The following is a 26,394-nucleotide window of genomic DNA, read 5'->3' on the forward strand; positions in this document are numbered from 1 at the left end:
GTCAAATCCTCACTGAACCGCAGCCGCGGGCGCGTTCATCAAAACGATCGCAGCGGTCACCAGCATGTTGATCAGGGTCAGCGGCAGGCAGAATTTCCAGCTGAAATCCATCACCTGGTCGTAGCGTGGGCGCGGGATCGAGGCGCGCAACAGAACGAACAGCATGATGAAAAACGCGGTCTTCAGGGCGAACCAGACGAAGGGCAGTTGCGGCAGGATGCCGAACGGACCGTGCCAGCCACCGAAGAACAGCGTCACCAGCAGTGCCGAGATCAGGATGATGCCGATGTACTCGCCAACGAAGAACATGCCCCATTTCATGCCGGCATATTCAATGTGGTAACCGTCGGCCAGTTCCTGTTCCGCTTCCGGCTGGTCGAAGGGGTGACGGTGAGTCACGGCCACGCCAGCGATGAAGAAGGTACAGAAGCCGAAGAACTGCGGAATGATGAACCACAGGTTCTGGGCCTGGTACTCGACGATGTCGCGCATGTTGAACGAGCCGGCCTGAATCACGATGCCCATCAGCGACAGGCCCATGAACACTTCATAGGACACGGTCTGGGCCGAGGCCCGCAGGCTGCCGAGCAGGGCGAACTTGTTGTTACTCGACCAACCGGCGAACAACACCGCGTACACCGACAGGCCGGCCATGGCGAAGAAGAACAGCAGGCCGATGTTCAGGTCCGCCACGCCCCAGGTCGGGGTGATCGGGATGACCGCGAAGGCGATCAGCAAGGCGCTCATGGCCACGACCGGTGCCAGGGTGAAGATCACCTTGTCGGCGAACGGTGGCGTCCAGTCTTCCTTGAAGAACATCTTCACCATGTCGGCGGCGATCTGGAACATGCCGAACGGGCCGACGCGGTTCGGACCGTAGCGGTCCTGCCACCAGCCCAGCAGGCGACGTTCGACGAAGCTCAGCAACGCGCCGCAGACCACCACGGCCAGCAAGACCACGATGGCCTTGAGGACCGTCAGGATCACGGCGATCACTTCAGGGGTGAACCAGCTCATTGCGCTGCCTCCTGCAGACCGTCGACGGTTTTGCCGAAAATCGCCGGTGGAATACCCGCCAGGCCAGCCGGCAGGGCCACCAGGCCGGCGCCCAGTTCTTCATTGATGCGCAGCGGCAGACGCAAGGTCTGGCCAGCCACGTTCAGGCTCAGCAGGGCACCGTCGTTGACGCCCAGGCGATCGGCTTCGGACTTGGCCAGCGACACGTAGGCGGCCGGGATGCGCTCCTGCACCGGCTCGGCCTTGGAAGAGTTCTCTTCGCTGCCGAACAGGTGATGGAACGGCACGACCTGCCAGGTGCCCGGTGCCGGGTTGAAGGCACGTGGGACGCTGGCGAACCAGCCCAGGCCATCGCCCTGGGTTTCGATCAGGCGAGTGCCCGGATCACCGGCACGCAGGTGGCCGCCGACTTCGTCCTGGAACTTGTTCCAGGCCTGCGGCGAGTTCCAGCCCGGCGACCAGGCGAACGGCACTTGCGAGCGCGGTTCGGCGGAGCCCGAGTAACCTTCCATGGAGAAGGCGAACGCGGTGTCCTTGTCCTGCGGAGTACGCGGTTCGTGGACGCTGATATTGGCGCGCATCGCGGTGCGACCGGAGTAGCGCAGCGGTTCGCGAGCCAGTTTCAGGCCCTTGATGCGGAACGCGGCGGACGGCGCGGCGTCGACCACACCGGCCAGTTGCGCAGTGCTCGAGGCAACGGCGGCCGTGACGTGGTCCAGTTGCGTCCAGTCGATCGGCTGGTTCAGCAGGGTGGCGCGCAGGGCGTGCAGCCAGCGCCAGCCTTCGTGGACCAGAATGCTGGCGTCCAGGTATTGCGGGTCGAAAACCTGGAAGAAGCGCTGGGCGCGGCCTTCCTGGCTGACCAGCGTACCGTCGCCTTCGGCGAAGCTTGCCGCCGGCAGCACCAGGTCGGCGCGGTCGGTGGTGGCGGTTTTCTGATGGTCGGCGACGATCAAGACCTTGGCGGCGCTCAGGGCGGCATCGACCTTGGCATTGTCGGTGCGGGTGAACAGGTCGTTCTCCAGCACGACGATGGCGTCGGCGTTGCCGTCGATCACCGCTTGCAGCGCCGCGTCGACCGATTCGCCACCAAGCATGGCCAGGCCGAGGCTGTTGGCCTCAGGTACAACCAGGCTGATGGAGCCATTTTTTTCGCGTAGCTTCAGTGCCTTGGCGATGTTGGCCGCGGCTTGGATCAGCGCCTTGGAACCCAGGGAGGTGCCGGCGATGATCAGCGGACGCTTGGCGGCCAGCAGGGCGTCGGCGATGCGTTGGGCGAGGGCGGCTGCTTCACTGTCCAGGCCGTCGACGGCCGGGGCGCTGGCATCCAGGGCGTGGGCCACGGCAAAACCGATGCGCGCCAGATCGTCCGGAGCGGCGTGGACGCATTCTTCGGCCACGTCGTCGAGCTTGGTTTCAGCGAGGCTGGCGATGAACAGCGGGTTCAGCGCGTGCTGGCCGATGTTCTTCACGGCGGCGTCGAGCCATGGCTGGACGCGCATGGCGTCGGCCATGTCCTCGGCCTTGCCCTTGACCGACTGGCGCAGGGCGAGGGCCATGCGGGCGGCGGTCTGGGTCAGGTCTTCGCCGAGGACGAACACTGCGTCGTGGTCTTCGATGTCGCGCATCGTCGGCACGGGCAGTGGGCTGTCCTTGAGCACTTGCAGCACCAGGCGGATGCGTTCCAGCTCGCCGGCCTCGATGCCACTGTAGAAGTGCTCGGCGCCGACCAGCTCACGCAGGGCGTAGTTGCTTTCCAGGCTGGCGCGAGGCGAACCGATGCCGACGATGTTGCGTCCGCGCAGCAGCTCGGCGGCCTTGTCCAGGGCTTCGTCCAGGCTCAGCTTGGCGCCGTTTGCGAGCAGCGGCTGGCGCGGGCGATCCTTGCGGTTGACGTAGCCATAGCCGAAACGGCCACGGTCGCACAGGAAGTACTGGTTCACCGAACCGTTGTAGCGGTTTTCGATGCGGCGCAGTTCGCCGTAACGCTCGCCCGGGCTGATGTTGCAACCGCTGGAGCAGCCGTGGCAGATGCTTGGCGCGAACTGCATGTCCCACTTGCGGTTGTAGCGCTCGGAGTGGGTCTTGTCGGTGAACACACCGGTCGGGCAGACCTCGGTGAGGTTGCCGGAGAATTCACTTTCCAGGGTGCCGTCTTCAACGCGACCGAAGTAGACGTTGTCGTGGGCGCCGAATACGCCCAGGTCGGTGCCGCCGGCGTAGTCCTTGTAGAAACGCACGCAACGGTAGCAGGCGATGCAGCGGTTCATCTCGTGGGAAATGAACGGGCCGAGATCCTGGTTCTGGTGGGTACGCTTGGTGAAGCGATAACGGCGCTCGTTGTGGCCGGTCATCACGGTCATGTCTTGCAGGTGGCAATGGCCGCCTTCCTCACAGACCGGGCAGTCGTGAGGGTGGTTGGTCATCAACCATTCGACGACGCTGGCGCGAAACACTTTCGCTTCTTCGTCGTCGATGGAGATCCAGCTGCCGTCGGTGGCGGGGGTCATGCAAGACATGACGATCCGACCACGCTTGTCGTTCTCGTCGGTGTACTGCTTGACCGCGCACTGGCGGCAGGCGCCAACGCTGCCAAGGGCGGGGTGCCAGCAGAAATAAGGAATGTCGAGGCCCAGCGACAGACATGCCTGTAACAGGTTGTCTGCGCCATCGACTTCGAGCTCTTTGCCGTCTACGTGGATAGTGGCCATGGTTCAAAGTTCTTCGTTGGCCCGGTGTCAGCGGGCGTGGCTAATGGAATCTTGTCGTTCGTCCGAATCCAAACAGCCTCGGTAAAGAGGCGTCATCGAACGAAAGGCGAAGGGCACGGACCCTTCGCCTTTTTAAGCGTCGTTACGCGCCGACCATGGTCGGCGAGACCACCTGATTGAGATCGTCCGCGCGGGTTGGCGCGATGCCGGCCTCGAATTCAGGGCGGAAGTATTTGATGGCGCTGCCCAACGGCTCCACGGCACCCGGTGCGTGAGCACAGAAGGTCTTGCCTGGGCCGAGGAAACCCACCAGGCCCAGCAGGGTCTCGATGTCGCCGGGTTGGCCTTGGCCTTTCTCGATGGCCATCAAGAGCTTGACGCTCCAGGGCAGGCCGTCGCGGCAAGGGGTGCAGAAACCGCAGGATTCGCGCGAGAAAAACTGCTCCATGTTGCGCAGAAGCGAAACCATGTTGACGCTGTCGTCCACCGCCATCGCCAGGCCGGTACCCATCCGGGTGCCCACCTTGGCGATGCCACCGGCATACATTTGTGCGTCCAGGTGTTCCGGCAACAGGAAACCGGTGCCGGCGCCGCCGGGCTGCCAGCACTTGAGCTTGTAGCCGTCGCGCATGCCACCGGCGTAGTCTTCGAACAGCTCGCGCGCGGTGACGCCGAACGGCAGTTCCCACAGGCCAGGGTTCTTGACCTTGCCGGAGAAGCCCATGAGCTTGGTGCCCATGTCTTCACTGCCGTCACGGGCCAGGGATTTGTACCAGTCGACGCCGTCGGCGATGATCGCCGGAACGTTGCACAGGGTCTCGACGTTGTTCACGCAGGTCGGCTTGCCCCACACGCCGACGGCGGCGGGGAAGGGCGGCTTGGAGCGTGGGTTGGCGCGGCGGCCTTCCAGGGAGTTGATCAGCGCGGTTTCTTCACCGCAGATGTAACGCCCGGCGCCGGTGTGGACGAACAGCTCGAAATCGAAGCCTGAGCCCAGGATGTTCTTGCCCAGCAGGCCAGCGGCCTTGGCTTCTTCCACGGCACGGTTCAGGTGCTTGGCGGCGGTGGTGTATTCGCCACGCAGGAAGATGTAGCCACGGTAGGTCTTCAGCGCGCGGGCACTGATCAGCATGCCTTCGATCAGCAGATGGGGCAGTTGCTCCATCAGCATGCGGTCTTTCCAGGTGTTGGGTTCCATCTCGTCCGCGTTGCACAGCAGGTAGCGGATGTTGATGGACTCGTCCTTTGGCATCAGGCCCCATTTCACGCCGGTGGGGAAGCCCGCGCCGCCACGGCCCTTGAGGCCGGCGTCCTTCACGGTCTGGACGATGTCATCGGCGGCCATGTCGGCGAATGCCTTGCGCGCGGCGGCATAGCCGTTCTTCGCCTGGTATTCGTCCAGCCATACCGCTTCGCCGTCGTCACGCAGACGCCACGTCAGGGGATGGGTTTCGGCCGAACGCTGGATGCGGTTGGCGGGCCCGAAGGAAGTCAGGGTCATACGTAGCCCTCCAGCAGTTTGGCGACGCCGTCCGGCTTGACGTCACCAAAGGTGTCGTCATCGATCATCAGCGCCGGTGCCTTGTCGCAGTTGCCCAGGCAGCACACGGGCAGCAGGGTGAAGCGGCCGTCGGCGGTGGTCTGGCCCAGGCCGATGCCCAGCTTGCTCTGGAGCTCGCCGACCACCGATTCGTGGCCGCCGATGTAGCAGACCATGCTGTCGCAGACGCGAATGATGTGGCGGCCTACGGGCTGGCGGAAAATCTGGCTGTAGAAGGTAGCGACGCCTTCGACGTCGCTGGCCGGGATGCCGAGGATCTCGCCGATGGCGTAGAGCGCGCCGTCAGGCACCCAGCCACGTTCCTTCTGGACGATCTTCAAGGCTTCGATCGACGCCGCGCGCGGGTCTTCGTAGTGATGCAGCTCGTGCTCGATGGCCGAGCGCTCGGTTTCGCTCAGGGCGAAACGGTCAGTCTGGATAAGCGTGCTGTTCATGCTTAGCGGTCCACGTCGGCCATAACGAAATCGATACTACCCAGGTACGCGATCAAGTCCGCGACCATGCTGCCTTTGATCACCGAAGGGATCTGCTGCAGGTGCGGGTAGCTTGGGGTGCGAATCCGGGTGCGGTAGCTCATGGTGCCGCCGTCGCTCGTCAGGTAATAACTGTTGATGCCCTTGGTCGCTTCGATCATCTGGAAGGATTCGTTGGCCGGCATGACCGGGCCCCACGAAACTTGCAGGAAGTGGGTGATCAGGGTCTCGATGTGTTGCAGCGTGCGTTCTTTCGGTGGCGGCGTGGTCAGCGGGTGGTCCGCCTTGTACGGGCCTTCCGGCATGTTGCGCATGCACTGCTCGATGATCTTGACGCTCTGGCGCATTTCCTCGACGCGAACCATGCAGCGGTCATAGGCGTCACCGTGAGTCGCCAGCGGGACTTCGAACTCGAAGTTCTCGTAGCCGGAATACGGGCGCGCCTTGCGCAGGTCGAAGTCCAGGCCGGTGGCGCGCAGGTTCGGGCCGGTAACGCCCCATTCCAGCGCTTCCTTGGTGTTGTAGGCGGCCACGCCTTCGGTTCGGCCGCGCAGGATGCTGTTCTTCAGGGCGGCCTTGGTGTATTCGTCCAGGCGCTTGGGCATCCACTCGACGAAATCCTTGACCAGCTTTTCCCAGCCGCGCGGCAGGTCGTGGGCCACGCCGCCGATGCGGTACCAGGCCGGGTGCAGGCGGAAACCGGTGACGGCTTCGATCACGGTGTAGGCTTTCTGGCGGTCGGTGAACGTGAAGAACACCGGCGTCATCGCGCCCACGTCCTGGATGTAGGTGCCCAGGAACAGCAGGTGGCTGGTGATACGGAAGAACTCGGCCATCATGATGCGAATCACGTTGACACGGTCCGGCACCGTGATGCCCGCCAGTTTTTCCACCGACAGGACGTACGGCAGGTTGTTCATTACCCCGCCAAGGTAGTCGATGCGATCGGTGTAGGGGATGTAGCTGTGCCAGGACTGGCGCTCACCCATTTTCTCGGCGCCACGGTGGTGGTAGCCGATGTCCGGAACGCAATCGACGATCTCTTCGCCGTCCAGCTGCAGGATGATGCGGAACGCACCGTGGGCCGAGGGGTGGTTCGGGCCCAGGTTGAGGAACATGTAGTCCTCGTTGGCACCGGAACGCTTCATCCCCCAGTCTTCAGGCTTGAAGCGCGCGGACTCTTCTTCGAGTTGCTGCTTGGCCAGGGTCAGGCTGTACGGGTCGAACTCCGTGGCACGGGCCGGGAAGTCCTTGCGCAGCGGGTGACCTTCCCAGGTCGGCGGCATCATGATGCGCGTCAGGTGCGGGTGGCCGGGGAAATCGATGCCGAACATGTCCCAGACTTCACGCTCGTACCAGTTGGCGTTCGGCCAGATGCCGGTCACGGTCGGCACGCTGAGGTCGCTTTCGGACAAGGCGACCTTGATCATTACGTCACTATTACGCTCCACCGACAACAGGTGGTAGAACACGGTGAAATCGGCACCAGGCAAGCCCTGGCGCTTGGTGCGCAGACGCTCGTCCACGCCATGCAGGTCATAGAGCATGACGTACGGCTTGGGCAGGTTGCGCAGGAAGGTCAGGACTTCGATCAGCTTGGCGCGGGCAACCCAAAGCACCGGCATGCCGGTGCGGGTCGACTGGAGCGTGAACGCCTCTGCGCCAAAACGGTTGTTCAGTTCGACGACCACATCCTGGTCGTCTGCCTTGTAAGGCGGGATGTACAGAGCACTGCCTGTAGTCATGGTTATTTATCGCTTTCGGTCAACGTAAAGAATGAAGCCAGGTTCTCGTTTCTTCTACAGAGCAGAGCTGGATCAGACTTCGTCGGGGCTGCGCAGATTCGTGACTGCGATTCGCTGTTCGCGGCGCTGTTCCTTTTGCGACGGCATGTCGGCGCGATAGACGCCTTGATCACCGACGACCCAGGACAGTGGGCGACGCTCCTGGCCGATGGATTCCTGCAGCAGCATCAAGCCTTGCAGGAACGCTTCGGGGCGGGGCGGGCAGCCGGGCACGTAGACATCCACGGGGAGGAATTTGTCGACCCCCTGGACCACGGAGTAAATGTCATACATGCCGCCGGAGTTGGCACAGGCGCCCATGGAAATGACCCACTTGGGTTCCAGCATCTGTTCGTACAGGCGCTGAATGATGGGGGCCATTTTCAGGAACGGCGTACCGGCGATAACCATGAAATCCGCCTGGCGCGGCGATGCCCGGATCACCTCGGCGCCAAAGCGCGCGATGTCGTGGGGCGCCGTGAAGGCGGTGGTCATTTCCACGTAGCAGCACGAAAGGCCGAAGTTGTACGGCCAAAGGGAGTTCTTGCGACCCCAGTTGACCGTGCTGTTCAGCACGTCTTCGAGCTTGCCCATGAAGATGTTCTTGTGGACTTGATCTTCTAACGGATCGGCGACGGTTTCCCGCTTGCCGATCGGATACTGCTCGTTAGGAGCATCGGGGTCGATCCTGGTGAGATTGTATTGCATTGCCAAAGCCTCATTGTTTCAGCTTCGCTTGCCGCTTACGCCGAGCTTCCGGAGCCCAATCAAGAGCTCCCACCCGGTAAAGGTAGACAAGACCTGCCAACAGAATTGCTATGAAAACGAGAGCTTCGACGAATCCGGTCCAGCCGCTTTCGCGGACGGACACAGACCAGGCAAAGAGAAAAAGGGCTTCGATATCGAAGATCACGAAGAGCATCGCGACCAGATAGAATTTGGCTGAGAGCCGCAAGCGGGCGCCACCGGTAGGCAGCATGCCGGACTCGAACGGTTCATTCTTGCTGCGGCCCCAGGCTTTTGACCCGAGCAGGCTCGACACGCCGAGCATGAAGGCACACAGGCCGACGACGCCCAGAAGGAAAATGGCAAAGCCCCAATTGTGGGCCATGAGTCCTGTCGCTTCGGGCATGCTGGAAATCCTTAACAGAGAGCAAAGGTCTCTGAGCTTCAAAAAGAAATAACGCAGTGACGATATGTCGCAGCAATCAATCGCGGTGATTTTATGGCTAAACACCGGGCAAGTAAAATTCCAATGGCGAAATTATTTATTGGAATAAGGACATAGTACGTCTCCACGGCCCCGCAGCCCCGGCCCCATGGGGATTGGCTGTTGATACCTCAAAAGAATTTCATTTCATATGTAACAATGAAAGCGCCTTCAAATGATAATTATTACTGTTTGGCTGCGCGGCACCGCAGGTAGTCGATGCAACAACTGAGAACTTGTCTTATATAGCCGTGATGGCAGTTGTCAGCGCTGGCCGTTTTACTCTTTTTCTGACTGCCCGATACTGCGTTCGATCAATTTTTTTGCTTTTCCTGTGGGGCGCTTCCTTAAGGCTTGTCTGGATTCCTGTGGCGAGGGAGCTTGCTCCCGCTTGAGTGCGAAGCGCTCACAAAAAGGCTGCTGCGCAGCCAGCGGGAGCAAGCTCCCTCGCCACAAAATCCTTTCATGTGAAGACATTGCTGCCAAAGCATAGGCAAAAAAAAGCCCCGAACCAGTCGGGGCTTCAGATCGTCGGCTTTGCGGTTAGCTTTTATTCGGTCCGCAAGGGCCGTTTACGCGATAGATCAGTGGAACTGCTCTTCTTCGGTCGACCCGGTCAGCGCGGTCACGGACGAGGTGCCGCCCTGGATCACGGTGGTCATGTCGTCGAAGTAGCCGGTGCCGACTTCCTGCTGGTGGGCCACAAAGGTGTAGCCTTTGGCGGCGTCAGCGAATTCCTGCTCTTGCAGCTTCACGTAGGCGGTCATGTCGTTGCGGGCGTAGTCGTGCGCCAGGTTGAACATGCTGTGCCACATGTTGTGAATGCCGGCCAGGGTGATGAACTGGTGCTTGTAGCCCATGGCGGACAGTTCGCGCTGGAACTTGGCGATGGTCGCGTCGTCCAGGTTCTTCTTCCAGTTGAAGGAAGGCGAGCAGTTGTACGACAGCAGTTGGTCCGGGTATTCCTTCTTGATCGCTTCGGCGAAGCGACGGGCTTCGTCCAGGTCCGGCTTGGCGGTTTCGCACCAGATCAGGTCGGCGTACGGGGCGTAGGCCAGGCCGCGGGCGATGGCCTGGTCGAGGCCAGCGCGTACTTTGTAAAAGCCTTCCTGGGTACGGGTGCCGGTGACGAACGGCTGGTCGTACGGGTCGCAATCCGAGGTCAGCAGGTCAGCGGCGTTGGCGTCGGTACGGGCCAGGATGATGGTCGGTACGCCAGCAACGTCGGCCGCCAGGCGAGCGGCGGTCAGCTTCTGTACGGCTTCCTGGGTAGGAACCAGTACCTTGCCGCCCATGTGGCCGCATTTCTTCACCGAGGCCAATTGGTCTTCGAAGTGAACGCCGGCGGCACCTGCCTCGATCATGCTCTTCATCAGTTCGTAGGCGTTCAGTACGCCGCCGAAACCGGCTTCGGCATCAGCCACGATAGGTGCGAAGTAGTCGATGTAGCCTTCGTCGCCCGGGTTCTTGCCGGCTTTCCACTGGATCTGGTCGGCGCGACGGAACGAGTTGTTGATGCGCTTGACCACGGTTGGAACCGAGTCCACTGGGTACAGCGACTGGTCAGGGTACATGGATTCGGCGGAGTTGTTGTCCGCGGCCACTTGCCAGCCCGACAGGTAGATCGCCTGGATACCGGCCTTGACTTGCTGCACAGCCTGGCCGCCAGTCAGGGCGCCCATGCAGTTGACGAAGTCTTTCTCGGGGCGGAAGGAAGGCTTGGCGCCCTGAGTGACCAGGTTCCACAGCTTCTCGGCGCCCATTTTCGCAAAGGTGTGTTCAGGTTGAACCGAACCACGCAGACGGACGACGTCAGCAGCGGAATAATTGCGCTTCACGCCTTTCCAGCGCGGGTTTTCAGCCCAGTCTTTTTCAAGGGCTGCAATTTGCTGTTCGCGTGTCAGTGCCATGGAGATAAACCTCGTCGCATAGGTCTGGGGTGGAAAATTCCTGCTCCTGCCGACCAGGGGTTGGCGTACAAGTCGGTTCAGGCGGGGAGGCGACGGGATGAACGATGGGCTCGAGGGGAAAGTGAGCAGGTAGAGGCGAACTGCGGGCGCATTCGGGCGTCGTGGGCCTTTATACGAACTCAGAGTGATGCCGGGTTACCTAGTTACGCTTCCGTCCCTCGGGACAACTTCGTTCCAGTCGCAACCTCGTCAAACACACCTTGTGGGCGGTACAGACACGAATCGGCTCGCAGGGTGGTTGCAAGCATCGACCCGAAGGCCCTTGCCAGGGCCCCTGATTAGCGGGAGCGAGGCCATCATGCCTTCGGTTTTTTGGCTCGTCAAACGTTTTGTAGTGCTTTTTTTCAAGCACTACATCTTTGGTCTAATACGACTCATCAGTCAGTTTTTGGTGCTTCAGTTCAGGGTGTCGACCTTCACCCGCAGAATCATGTCATCCCGGCCTTGGGTCGAGTAGCTGCGGGTCAGGCCTTGTTTGTCGGCTTGAGTCTGGCGGTTCACCCCAGCGAGGGTGATCCATTCGCCGAGGCGCCCGCTGACGGTTGTGTCGGTGCTTTGCACGTTCACTACATCTGGACGTTCCTGGCTCATGCGGTCACGGTTGGTGCTGATACTCAGGTGAACGGTCTCGCCAGTGACACTGGCGGTGACATAAAAACCTTGGGTGACGTTGCGGTATTCGGTCTGGCTTTGCATGCGACCGTAGCCGTCGGTCTGGTTGCTGGTGAATGGCACGCTCTGACCGACCTGGATGAGCGCCGGCTGGCCTTCGCTGGCCTGGATCTGCTGCACGCCGCCCTCACGGCTGGCGGTGCTGCGGTTGATGATGCGCGTCTGGCTGGGCGCGGCGCCGTTGATCGAGTAGCCCTGGTCGCCTTGCAGGTTGTTCTCGTTGGTGTCGACGGTGATCAGCAAGCGCTTGGGAGCGGTGTCCAGTTGCGCCAGGAATTGCCGGAGTTCTTCGATCTTGCCCGGTTCGGCATTCACGATCAGTTGGTTGCCGTAGGCGCTGACCTGGCCATCCTTGCCGAGGAAATTCTGTGCCACCGGCAGTAGATCCGCGCTGGTGCGGTAGTTCAGCGGTACGATTTCGGTTGCGGCCATGACTGACAGGCTGCAGCCGAGCAGCAGGGTGGTCAGCAAGGTGCGTAGGGACATGTCCATTTCTCCGCGAGACAAAGGCTAGATATTGCCAGTTTGTCGGCCCCGGGTGGGGCAAGTTGAATGGTAGACGGCAAAACGCCCCGGCATCGGTGGATGGCGGGGCGTTTTGTGATGCTGATAATGTACTTGTGGCGAGGGGATTTATCCCCGCTGGGCTGCGAAGCAACCCCAATCAAGCTAATTTCGTCAACCTGACACACCGCAGTGACTGATTTGAAGGTTGCTGCGCAACCCAGCGGGGATAAATCCCCTCGCCACAGGGTATTGTGTTGCTGCTTCCAGCGGTTTCAGGCCGAGCGCCGCACCATGTCCACATGGGGAATGCCGGCCTCGAGGAATTCCTCGCTGACCACCGCAAACCCCAGTCGCTCATAGAACGGCGTGGCATGGACCTGGGCGCTGAGCATCTGCTGTTGCAATCCGCGTCTCTCGGCCTCGGCGATCACTGCATGCATCAACGCATCGCCGACCTTCAGACCGCGCCAGTCCTTGAGGACCGATACGCGACCGATATGGCCGTCAGTCAGCAGGCGCGCGGTACCGATGGGGAAGTCGCCTTCGAAGGCCAGGAAATGCACGGCGTCCTGGTCATCCGAATCCCACTCCAACTCTGGGGGTACGGATTGCTCGGCAATGAACACCGTTTCACGAATGCGCCGGATCTCGGCGTTATCCTTTTGCCAGTCTGCGACACGAACGTGAATTTTATTCATCGGCGAACCCCAGGCTGCCTTGTTTGACCAATTCGTGGATAAGGCCGCGGCCTTCTTCATCGTCCAGCCATGGGCCGAGGTTTTCGATGTGCAGCGCGTCGGCGGCGCAGATCATCTTCAGCAGGTCCCGCAGCTTGCCCGGCAGATAACGGCTCTGGCCGCTGGCGAACAGCACCAGGTCGTCATCGACTTCCGACCAGGCCAGGCGCGCGCTCGGGTTGCGGATGATCACGGCACCCTGTTCCAGGCCGGCCAGCAAGTCGTCTTCTTCCAATTCCGGGCCCACCACCAGTTCCGGGTAGCGGGGTTCGGTCATGAACTGGCCGAACCAGGTCAGCAGCAAACGCTCATCGCTCATGTGCTCGGCCAGAAGGCCTTTGAGGCGGTCCAGGGCGTCGTGCTGGATCTGGTGCGGGTCCGCGACGGGGCGTGCGTCGGCGTCGGTGTAACGCTCTTCGTCCGGCAAGAACTGGCTGAGGAAGTCGGTGAAATGGGTGAGCACTTCGGCCGCGCTCGGCGCTCGGAAGCCGACCGAGTAGGTCATGCAGTCATCCACGGCGACACCGCAGTGGGCCAGGCGCGGTGGCAAGTAGAGCATGTCGCCGGGTTCCAGGGTCCACTCGTCGGTGGCCTCGAAATCGGCGAGGATGCGCAGGTCCGCATGGGGCAGCAGCGGGCTTTCGGAGTCGCACATCTGGCCGATCTTCCAGTTGCGCTTGCCATGGCCTTGCAACAGGAAAACGTCGTAGTTGTCGAAGTGCGGACCGACACCGCCACCCGGGGCGGCGAAGCTGATCATCACGTCGTCGATGCGCCAGCTCGGCAGGAAGCGGAAATGCTCCAGCAGCTCGCTGACTTCGGGGACGAACTGGTCGACCGCCTGCACCAGCAGCGTCCACTCGCGCTCCGGCAGCTTGCTGAATTCATCTTCGGCGAACGGGCCGCGACGCAACTCCCAGGGACGCTCGCCGTGCTCGATCACCAGGCGCGATTCAACCTCTTCTTCCAGCGCAAGGCCGGCCAGTTCGTCGGCATCGATCGGGCTTTCGAAGTCAGGAATCGCCTGGCGGATCAGCAGGGGTTTCTTCTGCCAGTAATCGCGCAGGAACTCCCGTGCCGTGATGCCGCCCAGAAGTTGCAGTGGAATGTCAGGATTCATGTGTAACCTATTGAAAAAATATACTTTTCAGACGCGAATAAAAACGCCCGGCGCGGCCGGGCGTCTCAAAGGTAAAGCGATGTGTCAGATGCGCTTGGCTTGTGCCGCCGCGTTGCCGATGTAGCTGGCCGGGGTCAGCTTTTTCAGCTCGGCCTTGGCTTCGGCAGGCATGTCCAGGCCATCGATGAAAGTCTGCAGCGCTTCAGGGCTGATGCCCTTGCCACGGGTCAGCTCTTTGAGCTTCTCGTACGGGTTTTCGATGTTGTAGCGACGCATCACGGTCTGGATCGGCTCGGCCAGGACTTCCCAGCAGGCGTCCAGGTCGGCGGCGATCTTATGCTCGTTCAGTTCCAGCTTGCCGATGCCCTTGAGGCTGGCCTCGTAGGCGATGACGCTATGGGCAAAACCCACGCCTAGGTTGCGCAGCACGGTGGAGTCGGTCAGGTCGCGCTGCCAGCGGGAAATCGGCAGCTTGCTCGCCAGGTGCTGGAACAGCGCGTTGGCGATGCCCAGGTTGCCTTCGGAGTTTTCGAAATCGATCGGGTTGACCTTGTGCGGCATGGTCGAGGAACCGATCTCGCCGGCGATGGTGCGCTGCTTGAAGTAACCCAGGGAGATGTAGCCCCAGATATCGCGGTCGAAGTCGATCAGGATGGTGTTGAAGCGTGCGATCGCATCGAACAGCTCGGCGATGTAGTCGTGCGGTTCGATCTGGGTGGTGTACGGGTTGAAGCTCAGACCCAGTTCGTCTTCGATGAAGGCGCGGGCGTTGGCTTCCCAGTCGATGTCCGGGTAGGCCGAAAGGTGGGCGTTGTAGTTGCCCACGGCGCCGTTGATCTTGCCCAGCAGGGGCACGGCGGCTACCTGGGTGATCTGGCGCTCCAGGCGGTAGACGACGTTTGCCAACTCCTTGCCCAGGGTGGTCGGCGAAGCCGGTTGACCGTGGGTGCGCGACAGCATCGGCACGTCGGCGAAGCGGATCGCCAGCTCGCGAATGGCCTGGGCGATCTGGCGCATCAGAGGCAGCAGCACATCGTCACGGCCTTCGCGCAGCATCAGGGCGTGGGACAGGTTGTTGATGTCCTCGCTGGTGCAGGCGAAGTGGATGAACTCACTGACGTTGGCCAGTTCCGGCAGCTTGGCCGCCTGCTCCTTGAGCAGGTACTCGATGGCCTTGACGTCGTGGTTGGTGGTGCGCTCGATCTCTTTGACGCGCTCAGCGTGCTCCAGGGCGAAATTGTCGGCCAGAGCGTTCAGCACTGCGTTGGCTTCGGCGGAAAAGGCCGGAACTTCACCAATGCCAGGGTGGGCGGCCAGGCGCTGGAGCCAGCGCACTTCAACCAGGACACGGGCACGGATCAGGCCGTACTCGCTGAAAATAGGGCGCAGGGCCTGGGTTTTGCCGGCGTAGCGGCCGTCTACAGGGGAAACCGCAGTGAGCGAAGAGAGCTGCATGGGGTGTTCTCGGACAGTCGGGCAACGAAATGGGGCGCGTATCATACATGAAAATCAGCGCCGGTCCGTCGCCAACTGACCGGCGTGTTACGCGTAAAGAGGTACAAAAGCAGGTCGAGGCGACTTATTCGTTGCGCATCAACGGGTAAAGCTCTTTCAATAATTTGCGTCGGCTGATCACCAGTTGCCAACGATGGCCGCCCAGCTGCCGCCACAGCCGTGCCGAGCGGATCCCGGCGAGCAGCAGGGCGCGGATCTTCGAGGCGTTGCTCGGTTGCTGCAGGTTGCGCATGTCGCCATGCACCTGGATGCGCTGGCGCAGCGTGCTCAAGGTGTCCTGGTACAGCGCGCCGCATGCGGCGATCACGTTTTCGTGGGACGGGCCGAAATGCTCGACCTGGGATTGGATCTGCGGCAAACGATTGCCGATGGTTTCCAGCAGGTCGTCACGCTTGGCCAACTGGCGCTCCAGGCCCAGCATCGACAGGGCGTAGCGCAGCGGTTCGCGTTGCAGGGCGCTGGGGTCGCGCTCCAGGGCGCCGATCAAGGCGCGGTAGCCTTCGCGCAGGTTCAAGTCGTCGCCACCGTAGACCTCCAGGGTGTCCTTGGGGTCGCGTACCAGCAGGCTGCCGAGCATGCAGCCCAGGCCGGCCTCGGTGGCCTGGCCGGTCTTGGCGATCCGGTCCACCAGCACGGCGGCCAGGAAGACGCCGCCCAGCGCCGTCAGTTGTTCCTGGATTGGCGTCATGCCTTGCTGCTCCATGGCTCGGCGACTTCGATCACGCCGCCGCCCAGGCAGATTTCGCCGTCGTAGAACACCACCGACTGGCCGGGCGTGACCGCGCGCTGCGGGTCATCGAAGGTGGCGCGGTAGCCTGTCTCGGTTTTTTCCAAGGTGCAGGCCTGGTCGCTCTGGCGATAGCGAACCTTGGCCGTCAGGCGGCGCGGTTCGCTGAGGTCGATCGGGTTGACCCAATAGATGTCCGAGGCGAGCAGGGCGCCGGAGAACAGCCACGGGTGGTCGTTACCCTGGCCAACGATCAGCTCGTTGTGCTCCAGGTCCTTGACCAGCACGTACCACGGCTCTTCGCCGGCGTCCTTCAACCCGCCGATGCCCAGGCCTTGGCGCTGGCCGATGGTGTGGTACATCAGGCCATGGTGGCGGCCGATGACCTCGCCTTCGGTCGTCTTGATCTCGCCCGGCTGCGCCGGCAGGTATTGCTTGAGGAAGTCGCTGAAACGGCGCTCGCCAATGAAGCAGATCCCGGTGGAGTCCTTTTTCTTGGCGGTGGCGAGTTGGTGCTTCTCGGCGATCGCGCGTACTTCGGGCTTTTCCAGCTCGCCAACCGGGAACAAGGTCTTGGCGATCTGCTCGCCGCCAACGGCATGCAGGAAGTAGCTCTGGTCCTTGTTCGGATCCAGGCCCTTGAGCAGTTCGGTACGGCCGTCGATGTCGCGGCGGCGCACGTAGTGGCCAGTAGCGATCAGGTCGGCGCCGAGCATCATGGCGTAGTCGAGGAACGCCTTGAACTTGATTTCGCGGTTGCAGAGGATGTCCGGGTTCGGTGTGCGACCGGCCTTGTATTCGGCCAGGAAATGCTCGAACACGTTGTCCCAGTACTCGGCGGCGAAATTCGCGGTGTGCAGCTTGATGCCGATCTTGTCGCACACGGCCTGGGCGTCCGCCAGATCGTCCATGGCGGTGCAGTATTCGGTTCCGTCGTCTTCTTCCCAGTTCTTCATGAACAGGCCTTCCACCTCATAACCCTGCTCGATCAGCAGAAGGGCGGAAACGGAAGAGTCCACGCCACCGGACATGCCGACGATGACGCGTTGCTTTGGGGTGTTCGAAGAGGCTGGATCACGCATAGGAATTCAATGAGTGTCTTGAAAAAGGACGCGATTCTATCAGGCCCGGGCGCGCAAGGCTAAAGAGAAGGGCGGATAAGCTCCAGGCTATGGCGATGGCCGGCCAGGTAATCGTCGATGCAACGGATGATGAGCTCGCTGCGCCAGCGGTCGCGCTGCTCGAGCAGTTCGTCGCGGGTCAGCCATTTGGCGCCTAGGATGCCATCGTCCAGTTGATACTCGGGGTGGAGTTTCAGGGCCTTGGCGGCGAAGCAGACCCGCTGGTAGGTCACGCCGTTGCTGGGGGCGGTGTACAGATAGATGCCTGTTACGCTGGTGGGCTCTACGTCCCAGCCGGTTTCTTCCAGGGTTTCGCGCACGGCGGCCTCGATCAGTGTTTCGTTCGGATCCAGGTGGCCGGCGGGCTGGTTGAGCACGGCGCGCCCGCCCTTGGATTCCTCGACCATCAAGAAGCGGCCGTTGTCTTCAACAATGGTGGCGACGGTGATGTGGGGGTTCCAGTCCATGGGGGCCTCGTTTGTTAGATGAAGTACAGATCACTGTGGGAGCGAGCCTGCTCGCGAAAGCGGTGTATGGCTCAGTATCAATGTTGAATGGTATATCGCTTTCGCGAGCAGGCTCGCTCCCACAGGGGATTGTTTTCAGGGAAGGTAGAAACACAAACCCCGGCACAAGGCCGGGGTTTGTGGTGCTTGCTTACAACCTTACACCAGCGCAGCAATCGCCGCGTTGAAGGTGGCGCTTGGGCGCATGGCCTTGCTGGTCAGCTCGGGGTTGGCGAAGTAGTAGCCGCCGATGTCCACGGGCTTGCCTTGCACGGCATTGAGTTCGGCAACGATTTTTTCTTCGTTGTCGGTCAAGGTCTTCGCCAGGGTGGTGAATTGCGCCTTGAGGGCTGCGTCGTCATCCTGAGCGGCCAGTGCCTGGGCCCAGAACAGGGTCAGGTAGAAGTGGCTGCCGCGGTTGTCGATGCCGCCGACCTTGCGCGAAGGCGACTTGTTGCGGTCCAGGAACTCACCAGTCGCCTGGTCGAGGGTCTTGGCCAGCACCAGCGCCTTGGGGTTGTTGTAGGTCGCGCCCAGGTGTTCCAGGGATGCGGCCAGGGCGAGGAACTCGCCCAGGGAATCCCAGCGCAGGAAGTTTTCTTCCAGCAGTTGCTGCACGTGCTTGGGTGCCGAGCCGCCGGCGCCGGTTTCGAACAGGCCACCGCCGTTCATCAGCGGCACGATCGACAGCATCTTGGCGCTGGTGCCCAGTTCCATGATCGGGAACAGGTCAGTCAGGTAGTCGCGCAGTACGTTGCCGGTCACCGAAATGGTGTCCTTGCCTTCGCGGGTGCGAGCCAGGGTGAACTTCATCGCGTCGACAGGCGACATGATGCGGATGTCCAGACCGCTGGTGTCGTGGTCCTTCAGGTAGGCCTGGACCTTCTCGATCATCACACCGTCGTGGGCGCGCATCGGGTCGAGCCAGAAGATCGCCGGGGTGGCGCTGGCGCGGGCACGGTTGACGGCCAGCTTGACCCAATCCTGGATCGGCGCGTCCTTGGTCTGGCACATGCGGAAGATATCGCCAGCCTCGACGGTCTGCTCCAGCAGGGTTTGACCGTTGTTGTCCGAAACACGAACCACACCGTCAGCCTTGATCTGGAAGGTCTTGTCGTGGGAGCCATACTCTTCGGCTTTCTTGGCCATCAGGCCAACGTTCGGCACGCTGCCCATGGTGGTTGGGTCGAAGGCGCCGTGTTGCTTGCAATCTTCGATCACCGCTTGGTAGATGGTGGCGTAGCAGCGATCCGGGATCACAGCCTTGGTGTCGTGCAGTTGGCCGTCGGTGCCCCACATCTTGCCGGAGTCACGGATCATGGCCGGCATCGAGGCGTCGACGATGACGTCGCTCGGTACGTGCAGGTTGGTGATGCCCTTGTCGGAGTTGACCATCGCCAGCGCCGGACGAACGGCGTAGACCGCCTGGATGTCGGCTTCGATCTGGGCTTGCTGCTCGGCCGGCAGGGCCTTGATGCGCGCGTACAGGTCGCCGATGCCGTTGTTCAGGTTGAAGCCGATCTGCTCCAGCACCTCGGCGTGCTTGGCCAGCGCGTCCTTATAGTACTCGGCGACGATCTGACCGAACATGATCGGGTCGGAGACCTTCATCATGGTCGCCTTCAGATGGACCGACAGCAGGACGCCTTTTTGCTTGGCGTCTTCGATTTCAGCGGCGATGAAGTTGCGCAGGGCGTTTTTGCTCATCACGGCGCAATCGAGGATCTCACCGGCTTGTACGGTGGTTTTTTCCTTGAGGACGGTGGCAGTGCCGTCCTTGGCGATCAGCTCGATCTTCACGGTGCCCGCGGCGTCGATCAGGGCGGCTTTTTCGCTGCCATAGAAATCGCCGGCGCTCATGTGAGCGACGTGGGATTTGGAGTCGGCAGCCCAGGCGCCCATTTTATGCGGGTGCTTGCGAGCATAATTCTTGACCGACAGCGGCGCGCGGCGGTCGGAGTTGCCTTCGCGCAGGACCGGGTTCACGGCGCTGCCCTTGACCTTGTCGTAACGGGCACGAGCGTCTTTCTCGGCGTCGGTGGTCACGGTTTCCGGGTAGTCCGGCAGTGCGTAGCCCTGGGCCTGCAATTCCTTGATCGCGGCCTGCAGTTGCGGCACCGAGGCGCTGATGTTCGGCAGCTTGATGATGTTGGCTTCAGGCGTGACGGCCAGGTCGCCCAATTCGGCGAGGTGGTCGGCTACGGCTTTGTCACCCAGTTGCTCGGGGAAGCTGGCCAGGATGCGTCCTGCGAGGGAGATATCGCGGGTCTCCACGGCGATATCGGCCGAAGCGGTGAAGGCTTCGACGATCGGCAGCAGCGAATAGGTGGCGAGGGCAGGCGCTTCGTCGGTGAAGGTATAGATGATCTTCGAGCGGGTGGGCATATTCGGATTAACTCTCTTCTTTGCTAAAGCATGCGCAGAAACTCGAGGGGCGCCGGGTAAGCGCGTTCGTTCAAAGTCATCCGTGAGCCGAATGTCGAGGTTTCTTCGCGGTGATGTTGGGTGCATCAGTCGAGCGTCAAGCGGTCGGGCCGCGGTAACGGTCCGGCTTTAAAGTGGCGGAAAGTCTCGTGATAGAGCCGTCAGCCGTCGTGACCCTGTGGTCAGCGGCGGCATTATACATAGGTAGCTGGCGATCTGCCGACGGTTCATAGACTTCCGTACACGTCCATTGGTCTAAACGTCGCAGGCCGGGGAGTTGGACTATGCTCGAATTTGGCGCTTTTCCCTTGGTTTTCAGGCTTGTACGCGGCGAACTTGATTAAATTGCCGGGGATGGGCCGAACGTAGGGTTTGCGTGCCGATACAACTGGGGTACGCTCGAACGCAGCCAGATGTTCAATCCAAGCAATGGAGTTCAGCATGGGGTATCAAAAGATTCAGGTTCCGGCCGTCGGTGACAAAATCACCGTCAATGCAGACCATTCTCTTAATGTTCCCGACAATCCGATCATCCCTTTCATTGAAGGCGACGGCATTGGCGTTGATATCAGTCCGGTCATGATCAAGGTGGTGGACGCTGCGGTCGAAAAGGCCTACGGCGGCAAGCGCAAGATTTCCTGGATGGAAGTTTATGCGGGCGAAAAAGCGACCCAGGTCTACGACCAGGACACCTGGCTACCCCAGGAAACCCTGGACGCGGTCAAGGATTACGTGGTTTCCATCAAGGGCCCGCTGACCACGCCGGTCGGTGGCGGTATCCGCTCGCTGAACGTTGCATTGCGCCAGCAGCTCGATCTGTATGTCTGCCTTCGCCCGGTGCGCTGGTTTGAAGGCGTCCCGAGTCCGGTCAAGAAACCGGGCGATGTGGACATGACCATCTTCCGCGAGAACTCCGAGGACATCTACGCCGGTATCGAGTGGAAGGCCGGTTCGGCCGAAGCCACCAAGGTGATCAAGTTCCTCAAAGAGGAAATGGGCGTCACCAAGATCCGTTTCGACGAAGATTGCGGCATCGGCGTCAAGCCGGTCTCCAAGCAGGGCACCAAGCGCCTGGCACGCAAGGCCTTGCAATATGTCGTCGACAATGACCGCGATTCGCTGACTATCGTGCACAAAGGCAACATCATGAAGTTCACCGAAGGTGCCTTCAAGGAATGGGCCTACGAGGTGGCGGCCGAAGAGTTCGGCGCGACCCTGCTCGACGGCGGCCCATGGATGCAGTTCAAGAATCCGAAGACCGGCAAGAATGTCGTGGTCAAGGACGCCATCGCCGACGCCATGCTCCAGCAGATCCTGCTGCGCCCGGCCGAATACGACGTGATCGCGACCCTGAACCTCAACGGCGACTACCTCTCCGATGCCCTGGCGGCTGAAGTGGGCGGTATCGGTATCGCGCCGGGCGCCAACCTGTCCGACACCGTGGCAATGTTCGAGGCCACCCACGGCACCGCGCCTAAATATGCGGGCAAGGACCAGGTCAACCCGGGGTCGTTGATCCTCTCGGCGGAAATGATGCTGCGCCACATGGGGTGGACCGAGGCGGCCGACCTGATCATCAAGGGCACCAACGGCGCGATTTCGGCCAAGACCGTGACCTATGACTTCGAACGCCTGATGGACGGTGCCAAGCTGGTGTCGTCTTCCGGTTTCGGCGATGCGCTGATTTCCCATATGTAAGCGAAGCCTGAACACAAAAATGCCCGGTTCGAGTGATCGAACCCGGGCATTTTTTATGGGTTGGGGCCGGGCTCTAGTGGTCTTCGGTTACCCGCGGCTTGAGGCGGACCTTGATCGGTTCTGGCTTTACGCTGGCCTCGGTGCTGTTGGGGTCGACGTCCACGGCAACCGGGCAAATCTCAACGGCATGTGTACCCTTTGGCCCTTGTATCATGCAGAACGTCACCGGCTGACCTGCCTTCAGGGTTTTATAACCTTCCATCTGGATTACAGAGTAGTGAGCGAAGAGGTCTTCGTCCTTCCCGTCTTGGATAATAAAACCATAGCCCTTGGCATTGTTGAACCACTTGACCTTTCCCTTGACTCGCATACTGGTGGTACCTGACATACCATTTTCCCTCTGCAACACACCCCTGCAACGGAGTATCATCCTGATCATCCGCTGTCGATCAAATAAGAAATCGGATTGACTTTGCGGACCTTTTTAACCCACGGTGGGCTCTATTGGTTGTAACACCGATTCACCGTTAGTCAAGGTGATCGGGCGGTAGCGGTTGAAATCGCTCGCAAGCGGCCCCATCACTGTATTTGCCAACTAAACGAACCTTTCTTTCCATGCATGCAATCAGCCAGATTCGACTAACATTCAATCAGGATCGCCCGGATCAACATGATGACGATTCAGCGGGCATTGCTGTTCAGGAATCAAAGCCCGCTTTACAGGCTCCACCGATGTACAAGGTGGTTTTGTTCAACGATGACTACACACCGATGGATTTCGTCGTCGAAGTGCTCGAGGTGTTTTTTAACCTGAATCGCGAGCTGGCGACCAAGGTCATGCTGGCCGTTCATACAGAGGGACGGGCAGTATGTGGTGTGTTTACCCGCGACATTGCGGAGACCAAGGCCATGCAGGTCAACCAGTACGCCCGGGAAAGCCAGCATCCGCTACTCTGTGAAATCGAGAAGGACGGTTAACGCCGACCACTTGGGTATGAGGTGAAGCCATGTTAAACCGCGAGCTCGAAGTCACCCTCAATCTTGCCTTCAAGGAGGCTCGTTCGAAGCGTCATGAATTCATGACCGTCGAGCACCTGCTGTTGGCCCTATTGGATAACGAGGCTGCCGCCACCGTTTTGCGTGCCTGCGGCGCGAACCTCGACAAACTCAAGCATGACCTGCAGGAGTTCATCGACTCCACCACGCCACTGATCCCCGTCCACGACGAGGATCGCGAAACCCAGCCAACCCTGGGATTCCAGCGTGTGCTGCAGCGTGCTGTCTTTCATGTGCAGAGCTCGGGCAAGCGCGAAGTCACCGGCGCCAACGTGCTGGTTGCCATTTTCAGCGAGCAGGAAAGCCAAGCGGTGTTCCTGCTCAAGCAACAGAGCGTTGCGCGTATCGATGTCGTCAACTACATCGCCCATGGCATCTCGAAAGTGCCGGGGCATGGCGATCATTCCGAAGGTGAGCAGGACATGCAGGATGACGAGGGCGGCGAGTCTTCTTCATCAGGCAATCCGCTGGACGCGTATGCCAGCAATCTGAACGAACTGGCTCGCCAGGGCCGTATCGACCCGCTGGTCGGGCGCGAGGCGGAAGTCGAGCGCGTTGCGCAGATCCTGGCCCGGCGCCGCAAGAACAACCCATTGCTCGTAGGCGAAGCGGGCGTGGGCAAGACCGCGATCGCTGAAGGCCTGGCCAAGCGCATCGTCGATAACCAGGTGCCAGACCTGCTGGCCAACAGCGTGGTGTATTCCCTCGACCTGGGTGCCTTGCTGGCCGGTACCAAATACCGGGGCGATTTCGAGAAGCGCTTCAAGGCGTTGCTCGGCGAACTGAAAAAACGTCCGCAGGCGATCCTGTTCATCGACGAAATCCACACCATTATCGGTGCCGGGGCGGCGTCGGGCGGGGTCATGGATGCGTCCAACCTGCTCAAGCCGCTGCTGTCCTCGGGCGATATCCGTTGCATCGGCTCGACCACGTTCCAGGAATTCCGTGGGATTTTCGAGAAGGACCGTGCGTTGGCCCGGCGTTTCCAGAAGGTCGACGTGTCGGAGCCTTCGGTGGAAGACACCATCGGTATCCTGCGTGGCCTGAAAGGGCGTTTCGAGTTGCATCACAGCATCGAATACAGTGACGAGGCATTGCGCGCTGCCGCCGAACTGGCGTCGCGCTACATCAACGATCGGCACATGCCGGACAAGGCCATCGATGTCATCGACGAGGCGGGCGCCTATCAGCGGCTGCAACCGGTGGAGAATCGAGTCAAGCGCATCGACGTGCCGCAAGTCGAGGACATCGTCGCGAAAATCGCGCGGATTCCGCCAAAACACGTCACCAGCTCCGACAAGGAATTGCTGCGTAACCTGGAGCGTGACCTGAAGCTGACGGTGTTCGGCCAGGATGCGGCCATCGACTCGCTGTCGACCGCGATCAAACTGTCCCGCGCGGGACTCAAGTCGCCGGACAAGCCGGTCGGTTCATTCCTGTTCGCCGGGCCTACCGGTGTCGGCAAGACCGAGGCGGCGCGGCAGTTGGCCAAGGCGCTGGGGATCGAGTTGGTGCGCTTCGACATGTCCGAGTACATGGAGCGTCATACCGTATCGCGTCTGATCGGTGCGCCTCCAGGCTATGTCGGTTTCGACCAGGGTGGTCTCTTGACCGAGGCAATCACCAAGCAGCCTCACTGCGTGCTGTTGCTCGATGAGATCGAGAAGGCGCATCCGGAAGTCTTCAACCTGCTGCTGCAGGTCATGGACCACGGTACGCTGACCGATAACAACGGGCGCAAGGCGGATTTCCGCAACGTGATCATCATCATGACCACGAACGCCGGTGCCGAAACCGCCGCGCGCGCTTCGATCGGTTTCACCCATCAGGACCACTCGTCCGATGCGATGGAAGTGATCAAGAAGAGCTTCACGCCTGAATTCCGCAACCGCCTGGACACCATTATCCAGTTTGGTCGCCTCAGTCATGAGGTCATCAAAAGCGTGGTGGACAAGTTCCTTACCGAACTCCAGGCGCAGCTCGAAGACAAGCGTGTGCTGTTGGAGGTCACCGATGCGGCGCGCAGCTGGCTCGCGGAAGGTGGTTACGATGTGACGATGGGCGCAAGGCCAATGGCTCGCTTGATTCAGGACAAGATCAAGCGTCCGCTGGCCGAGGAGATCCTGTTTGGCGAACTGGCCGAGCATGGCGGTGTGGTTCACATCGACATCAAGGACGGCGAGCTGACCTTCGACTTCGAAACCACGGCCGAGATGGCTTGATCGTTAGCTGCAGCAAAATAAAAAGGCGCCGAAAGGCGCCTTTTTGCTGTCCAGCCCAAATCCTTGTGGGAGCGAGCTTGCTCGCGATGGCGGAGGATCGGTCAACATCAATACCGACTGTGACGACGCTATCGCGAGCAGGCTCGCTTCCACAGGATCTGTGTGATGTGGATGGTTGGAGCAAAACCCAGGCAAACAAAAACGCCCGACATGAGCCGGGCGTTTTGTATTGACTTGTTAGCGAGCGCGGTAAGTGATGCGCCCTTTGCTCAAGTCATAGGGCGTCAGCTCGACGCGCACTTTGTCACCGGTAAGAATACGAATGTAGTTCTTGCGCATCTTGCCGGAGATATGCGCGGTTACGACGTGCCCATTTTCCAACTCCACACGAAACATGGTGTTGGGCAGGGTGTCGACGACAGTGCCTTCCATTTCGAAGCTGTCTTCTTTCGACATGCAGTAAAGCCCTCGGTATCCAGTGAATGGCCCGGTGCAACTGCGCCAGGCAAAAGCGGCGTGCATTGTGCCCGAAAAAGGGGGGGCAAGCCAAGGGGTTCTTAGGAGTAACTCAATGAATGCGGCGCATGGATAAGGCGCAAACTACGAGCGGCCCCTAGTTCAGGACAACCCACCGCTGGTTGATCAACAATTCAATGGGCCGATATTGGGTCTTGTAGTTCATTTTTTTGCAGTTCTTGATCCAGTAGCCCAGGTACACCGCTTCCAGGCCCAGGCGCCGACATTCGTTGATCTGCCAAAGGATCGCGAACCGTCCCAGGCTGCGCTTTTCCTCGTTGGGCTCATAAAAGGTGTAGACCGCCGACAGGCCGTTGGGCAGCAGGTCGGTGACGGCGATGGCCACCAGCCGCCCGTCGAGGCGGAACTCATAGAAACGCGAGAACGGCAGGTCGCGCACCAGGAAGGTCGAGAATTGGTCCCGGCTGGGCGGGTACATGTCGCCATCGGCGTGGCGCTGTTCGATGTAGCGCTGGTACAGGTCGAAATATTCTTCGCTGAACTGCGGTTTGGCCGGGCGCACCTGCAAATCGGCGTTGCGCTTGAAAATACGCTTCTGCTGCCGGTTCGGGGTAAAGCGGGCCACGGGAATGCGCGCCGGCACGCACGCATTGCAATGCTGGCAATGGGGCCGGTAGAGGTGATCGCCGCTGCGACGAAACCCCATCTCCGACAGGTCTGCATAGACATGCACATCCATGGGCTGGCTGGGATCGAGGAACAGGGTCGTGGCCTGCTCCTCTGGCAGGTAGCTGCAAGAGTGAGGTTGAGTGGCATAAAACTTCAAGCGCGCCAACTCGGTCATGATCAACCCTCGGGATAAACTTCAATTCAAGTGTAAGCCAGG

At 60.8% G+C, this 26,394-nt stretch carries 22 protein-coding genes; 3 read left to right on the top strand and 19 right to left on the bottom strand.

Annotated elements, in window-relative coordinates:
- Window positions 1-9 precede the first annotated feature (9 nt).
- The 16 genes from nuoH to J3P76_RS09600 all read right to left on the bottom strand — a co-directional run bounded on the left by nuoH (window position 10) and on the right by J3P76_RS09600 (window position 20,016).
- Window positions 10-1,017, bottom strand: a complete 1,008-nt coding sequence (nuoH, locus tag J3P76_RS09525) for an NADH-quinone oxidoreductase subunit NuoH (protein WP_434701783.1) — start codon at window positions 1,015-1,017, stop codon at window positions 10-12.
- Window positions 1,014-3,728 carry an NADH-quinone oxidoreductase subunit NuoG gene (gene nuoG / locus J3P76_RS09530; RefSeq protein WP_434676256.1) on the bottom strand — a complete coding sequence of 905 codons (2,715 nt, stop codon included), beginning with the start codon at window positions 3,726-3,728 and terminating at the stop codon, window positions 1,014-1,016. The genes nuoH and nuoG overlap by 4 nt, the downstream gene beginning before the upstream one ends.
- A gap of 142 nt (window positions 3,729-3,870) precedes the next feature.
- A complete protein-coding gene (gene nuoF / locus J3P76_RS09535) occupies window positions 3,871-5,229 on the bottom strand; it encodes an NADH-quinone oxidoreductase subunit NuoF (protein ID WP_420765866.1) in 1,359 nt (452 codons plus the stop codon).
- On the bottom strand, window positions 5,226-5,723 hold the full coding sequence (nuoE, locus tag J3P76_RS09540; RefSeq protein ID WP_092196990.1) for an NADH-quinone oxidoreductase subunit NuoE: 498 nt from the start codon (window positions 5,721-5,723) through the stop codon (window positions 5,226-5,228). Before nuoE ends, nuoF begins: the two co-directional genes overlap by 4 nt.
- Window positions 5,724-5,725: 2 nt before the next feature.
- Entirely contained in the window at window positions 5,726-7,507 is a 1,782-nt protein-coding gene (gene nuoC, locus J3P76_RS09545; RefSeq protein WP_434559593.1) for an NADH-quinone oxidoreductase subunit C/D, read from the bottom strand.
- A gap of 72 nt (window positions 7,508-7,579) precedes the next feature.
- On the bottom strand, window positions 7,580-8,254 hold the full coding sequence (locus J3P76_RS09550; protein WP_039592874.1) for a NuoB/complex I 20 kDa subunit family protein: 675 nt from the start codon (window positions 8,252-8,254) through the stop codon (window positions 7,580-7,582).
- A gap of 10 nt (window positions 8,255-8,264) precedes the next feature.
- Window positions 8,265-8,678 carry an NADH-quinone oxidoreductase subunit A gene (locus J3P76_RS09555; protein WP_030141323.1) on the bottom strand — a complete coding sequence of 138 codons (414 nt, stop codon included), beginning with the start codon at window positions 8,676-8,678 and terminating at the stop codon, window positions 8,265-8,267.
- Window positions 8,679-9,340: 662 nt separating this feature from the next.
- A complete protein-coding gene (gene aceA / locus J3P76_RS09560) occupies window positions 9,341-10,666 on the bottom strand; it encodes an isocitrate lyase (protein ID WP_018925513.1) in 1,326 nt (441 codons plus the stop codon).
- A gap of 456 nt (window positions 10,667-11,122) precedes the next feature.
- The gene (locus tag J3P76_RS09565) at window positions 11,123-11,884 is read right to left on the bottom strand and encodes a secretin N-terminal domain-containing protein (RefSeq protein WP_434559591.1); all 762 of its coding nucleotides are present in this window, start codon (window positions 11,882-11,884) and stop codon (window positions 11,123-11,125) included.
- Window positions 11,885-12,177: 293 nt separating this feature from the next.
- Window positions 12,178-12,603: a GNAT family N-acetyltransferase gene (locus tag J3P76_RS09570; protein WP_420765869.1), complete on the bottom strand. Its 426-nt coding sequence runs from the start codon at window positions 12,601-12,603 to the stop codon at window positions 12,178-12,180.
- Window positions 12,596-13,762 carry a JmjC domain-containing protein gene (locus tag J3P76_RS09575; RefSeq protein WP_434701784.1) on the bottom strand — a complete coding sequence of 389 codons (1,167 nt, stop codon included), beginning with the start codon at window positions 13,760-13,762 and terminating at the stop codon, window positions 12,596-12,598. The genes J3P76_RS09570 and J3P76_RS09575 overlap by 8 nt, the downstream gene beginning before the upstream one ends.
- Before the next feature lie 84 nt (window positions 13,763-13,846).
- The gene (gene purB / locus J3P76_RS09580) at window positions 13,847-15,217 is read right to left on the bottom strand and encodes an adenylosuccinate lyase (RefSeq protein WP_434606550.1); all 1,371 of its coding nucleotides are present in this window, start codon (window positions 15,215-15,217) and stop codon (window positions 13,847-13,849) included.
- A gap of 124 nt (window positions 15,218-15,341) precedes the next feature.
- Complete coding sequence (gene hflD, locus J3P76_RS09585) at window positions 15,342-15,965, bottom strand: high frequency lysogenization protein HflD (RefSeq protein WP_039592880.1); 624 nt, start codon at window positions 15,963-15,965, stop codon at window positions 15,342-15,344.
- The gene (mnmA, locus tag J3P76_RS09590) at window positions 15,962-17,086 is read right to left on the bottom strand and encodes a tRNA 2-thiouridine(34) synthase MnmA (protein ID WP_434606547.1); all 1,125 of its coding nucleotides are present in this window, start codon (window positions 17,084-17,086) and stop codon (window positions 15,962-15,964) included. Before mnmA ends, hflD begins: the two co-directional genes overlap by 4 nt.
- A 59-nt stretch (window positions 17,087-17,145) precedes the next feature.
- Entirely contained in the window at window positions 17,146-17,592 is a 447-nt protein-coding gene (locus J3P76_RS09595; RefSeq protein WP_434606544.1) for an NUDIX hydrolase, read from the bottom strand.
- A 198-nt stretch (window positions 17,593-17,790) separates the two neighbouring features.
- Window positions 17,791-20,016: an NADP-dependent isocitrate dehydrogenase gene (locus J3P76_RS09600; protein ID WP_434648122.1), complete on the bottom strand. Its 2,226-nt coding sequence runs from the start codon at window positions 20,014-20,016 to the stop codon at window positions 17,791-17,793.
- A gap of 480 nt (window positions 20,017-20,496) precedes the next feature.
- Here J3P76_RS09600 and icd point away from each other — a divergent pair, with 480 nt between their 5' ends.
- A complete protein-coding gene (icd, locus tag J3P76_RS09605; protein WP_030141334.1) occupies window positions 20,497-21,753 on the top strand; it encodes an NADP-dependent isocitrate dehydrogenase in 1,257 nt (418 codons plus the stop codon).
- Between the two features lie 73 nt (window positions 21,754-21,826).
- On the opposite strand, the gene cspD is transcribed toward icd, so the two are convergent.
- Complete coding sequence (cspD, locus tag J3P76_RS09610) at window positions 21,827-22,141, bottom strand: cold shock domain-containing protein CspD (protein ID WP_434676257.1); 315 nt, start codon at window positions 22,139-22,141, stop codon at window positions 21,827-21,829.
- A gap of 227 nt (window positions 22,142-22,368) precedes the next feature.
- Here cspD and clpS point away from each other — a divergent pair, with 227 nt between their 5' ends.
- A complete protein-coding gene (gene clpS / locus J3P76_RS09615; protein WP_030141336.1) occupies window positions 22,369-22,731 on the top strand; it encodes an ATP-dependent Clp protease adapter ClpS in 363 nt (120 codons plus the stop codon).
- 29 nt (window positions 22,732-22,760) lie between these two features.
- Window positions 22,761-25,031, top strand: coding sequence for an ATP-dependent Clp protease ATP-binding subunit ClpA (gene clpA, locus J3P76_RS09620; RefSeq protein ID WP_305495539.1), 2,271 nt, complete (start codon window positions 22,761-22,763; stop codon window positions 25,029-25,031).
- Between the two features lie 237 nt (window positions 25,032-25,268).
- On the opposite strand, the gene infA is transcribed toward clpA, so the two are convergent.
- Both infA and J3P76_RS09630 read right to left on the bottom strand, forming a co-directional pair.
- Window positions 25,269-25,487 carry a translation initiation factor IF-1 gene (gene infA, locus J3P76_RS09625; protein ID WP_002553999.1) on the bottom strand — a complete coding sequence of 73 codons (219 nt, stop codon included), beginning with the start codon at window positions 25,485-25,487 and terminating at the stop codon, window positions 25,269-25,271.
- A gap of 157 nt (window positions 25,488-25,644) precedes the next feature.
- The gene (locus J3P76_RS09630; RefSeq protein ID WP_420765876.1) at window positions 25,645-26,352 is read right to left on the bottom strand and encodes an arginyltransferase; all 708 of its coding nucleotides are present in this window, start codon (window positions 26,350-26,352) and stop codon (window positions 25,645-25,647) included.
- Window positions 26,353-26,394 lie beyond the last annotated feature (42 nt).

It is taken from the genome of Pseudomonas sp. D1-36, assembly GCF_051132205.1.
Lineage (GTDB): Bacteria > Pseudomonadota > Gammaproteobacteria > Pseudomonadales > Pseudomonadaceae > Aquipseudomonas.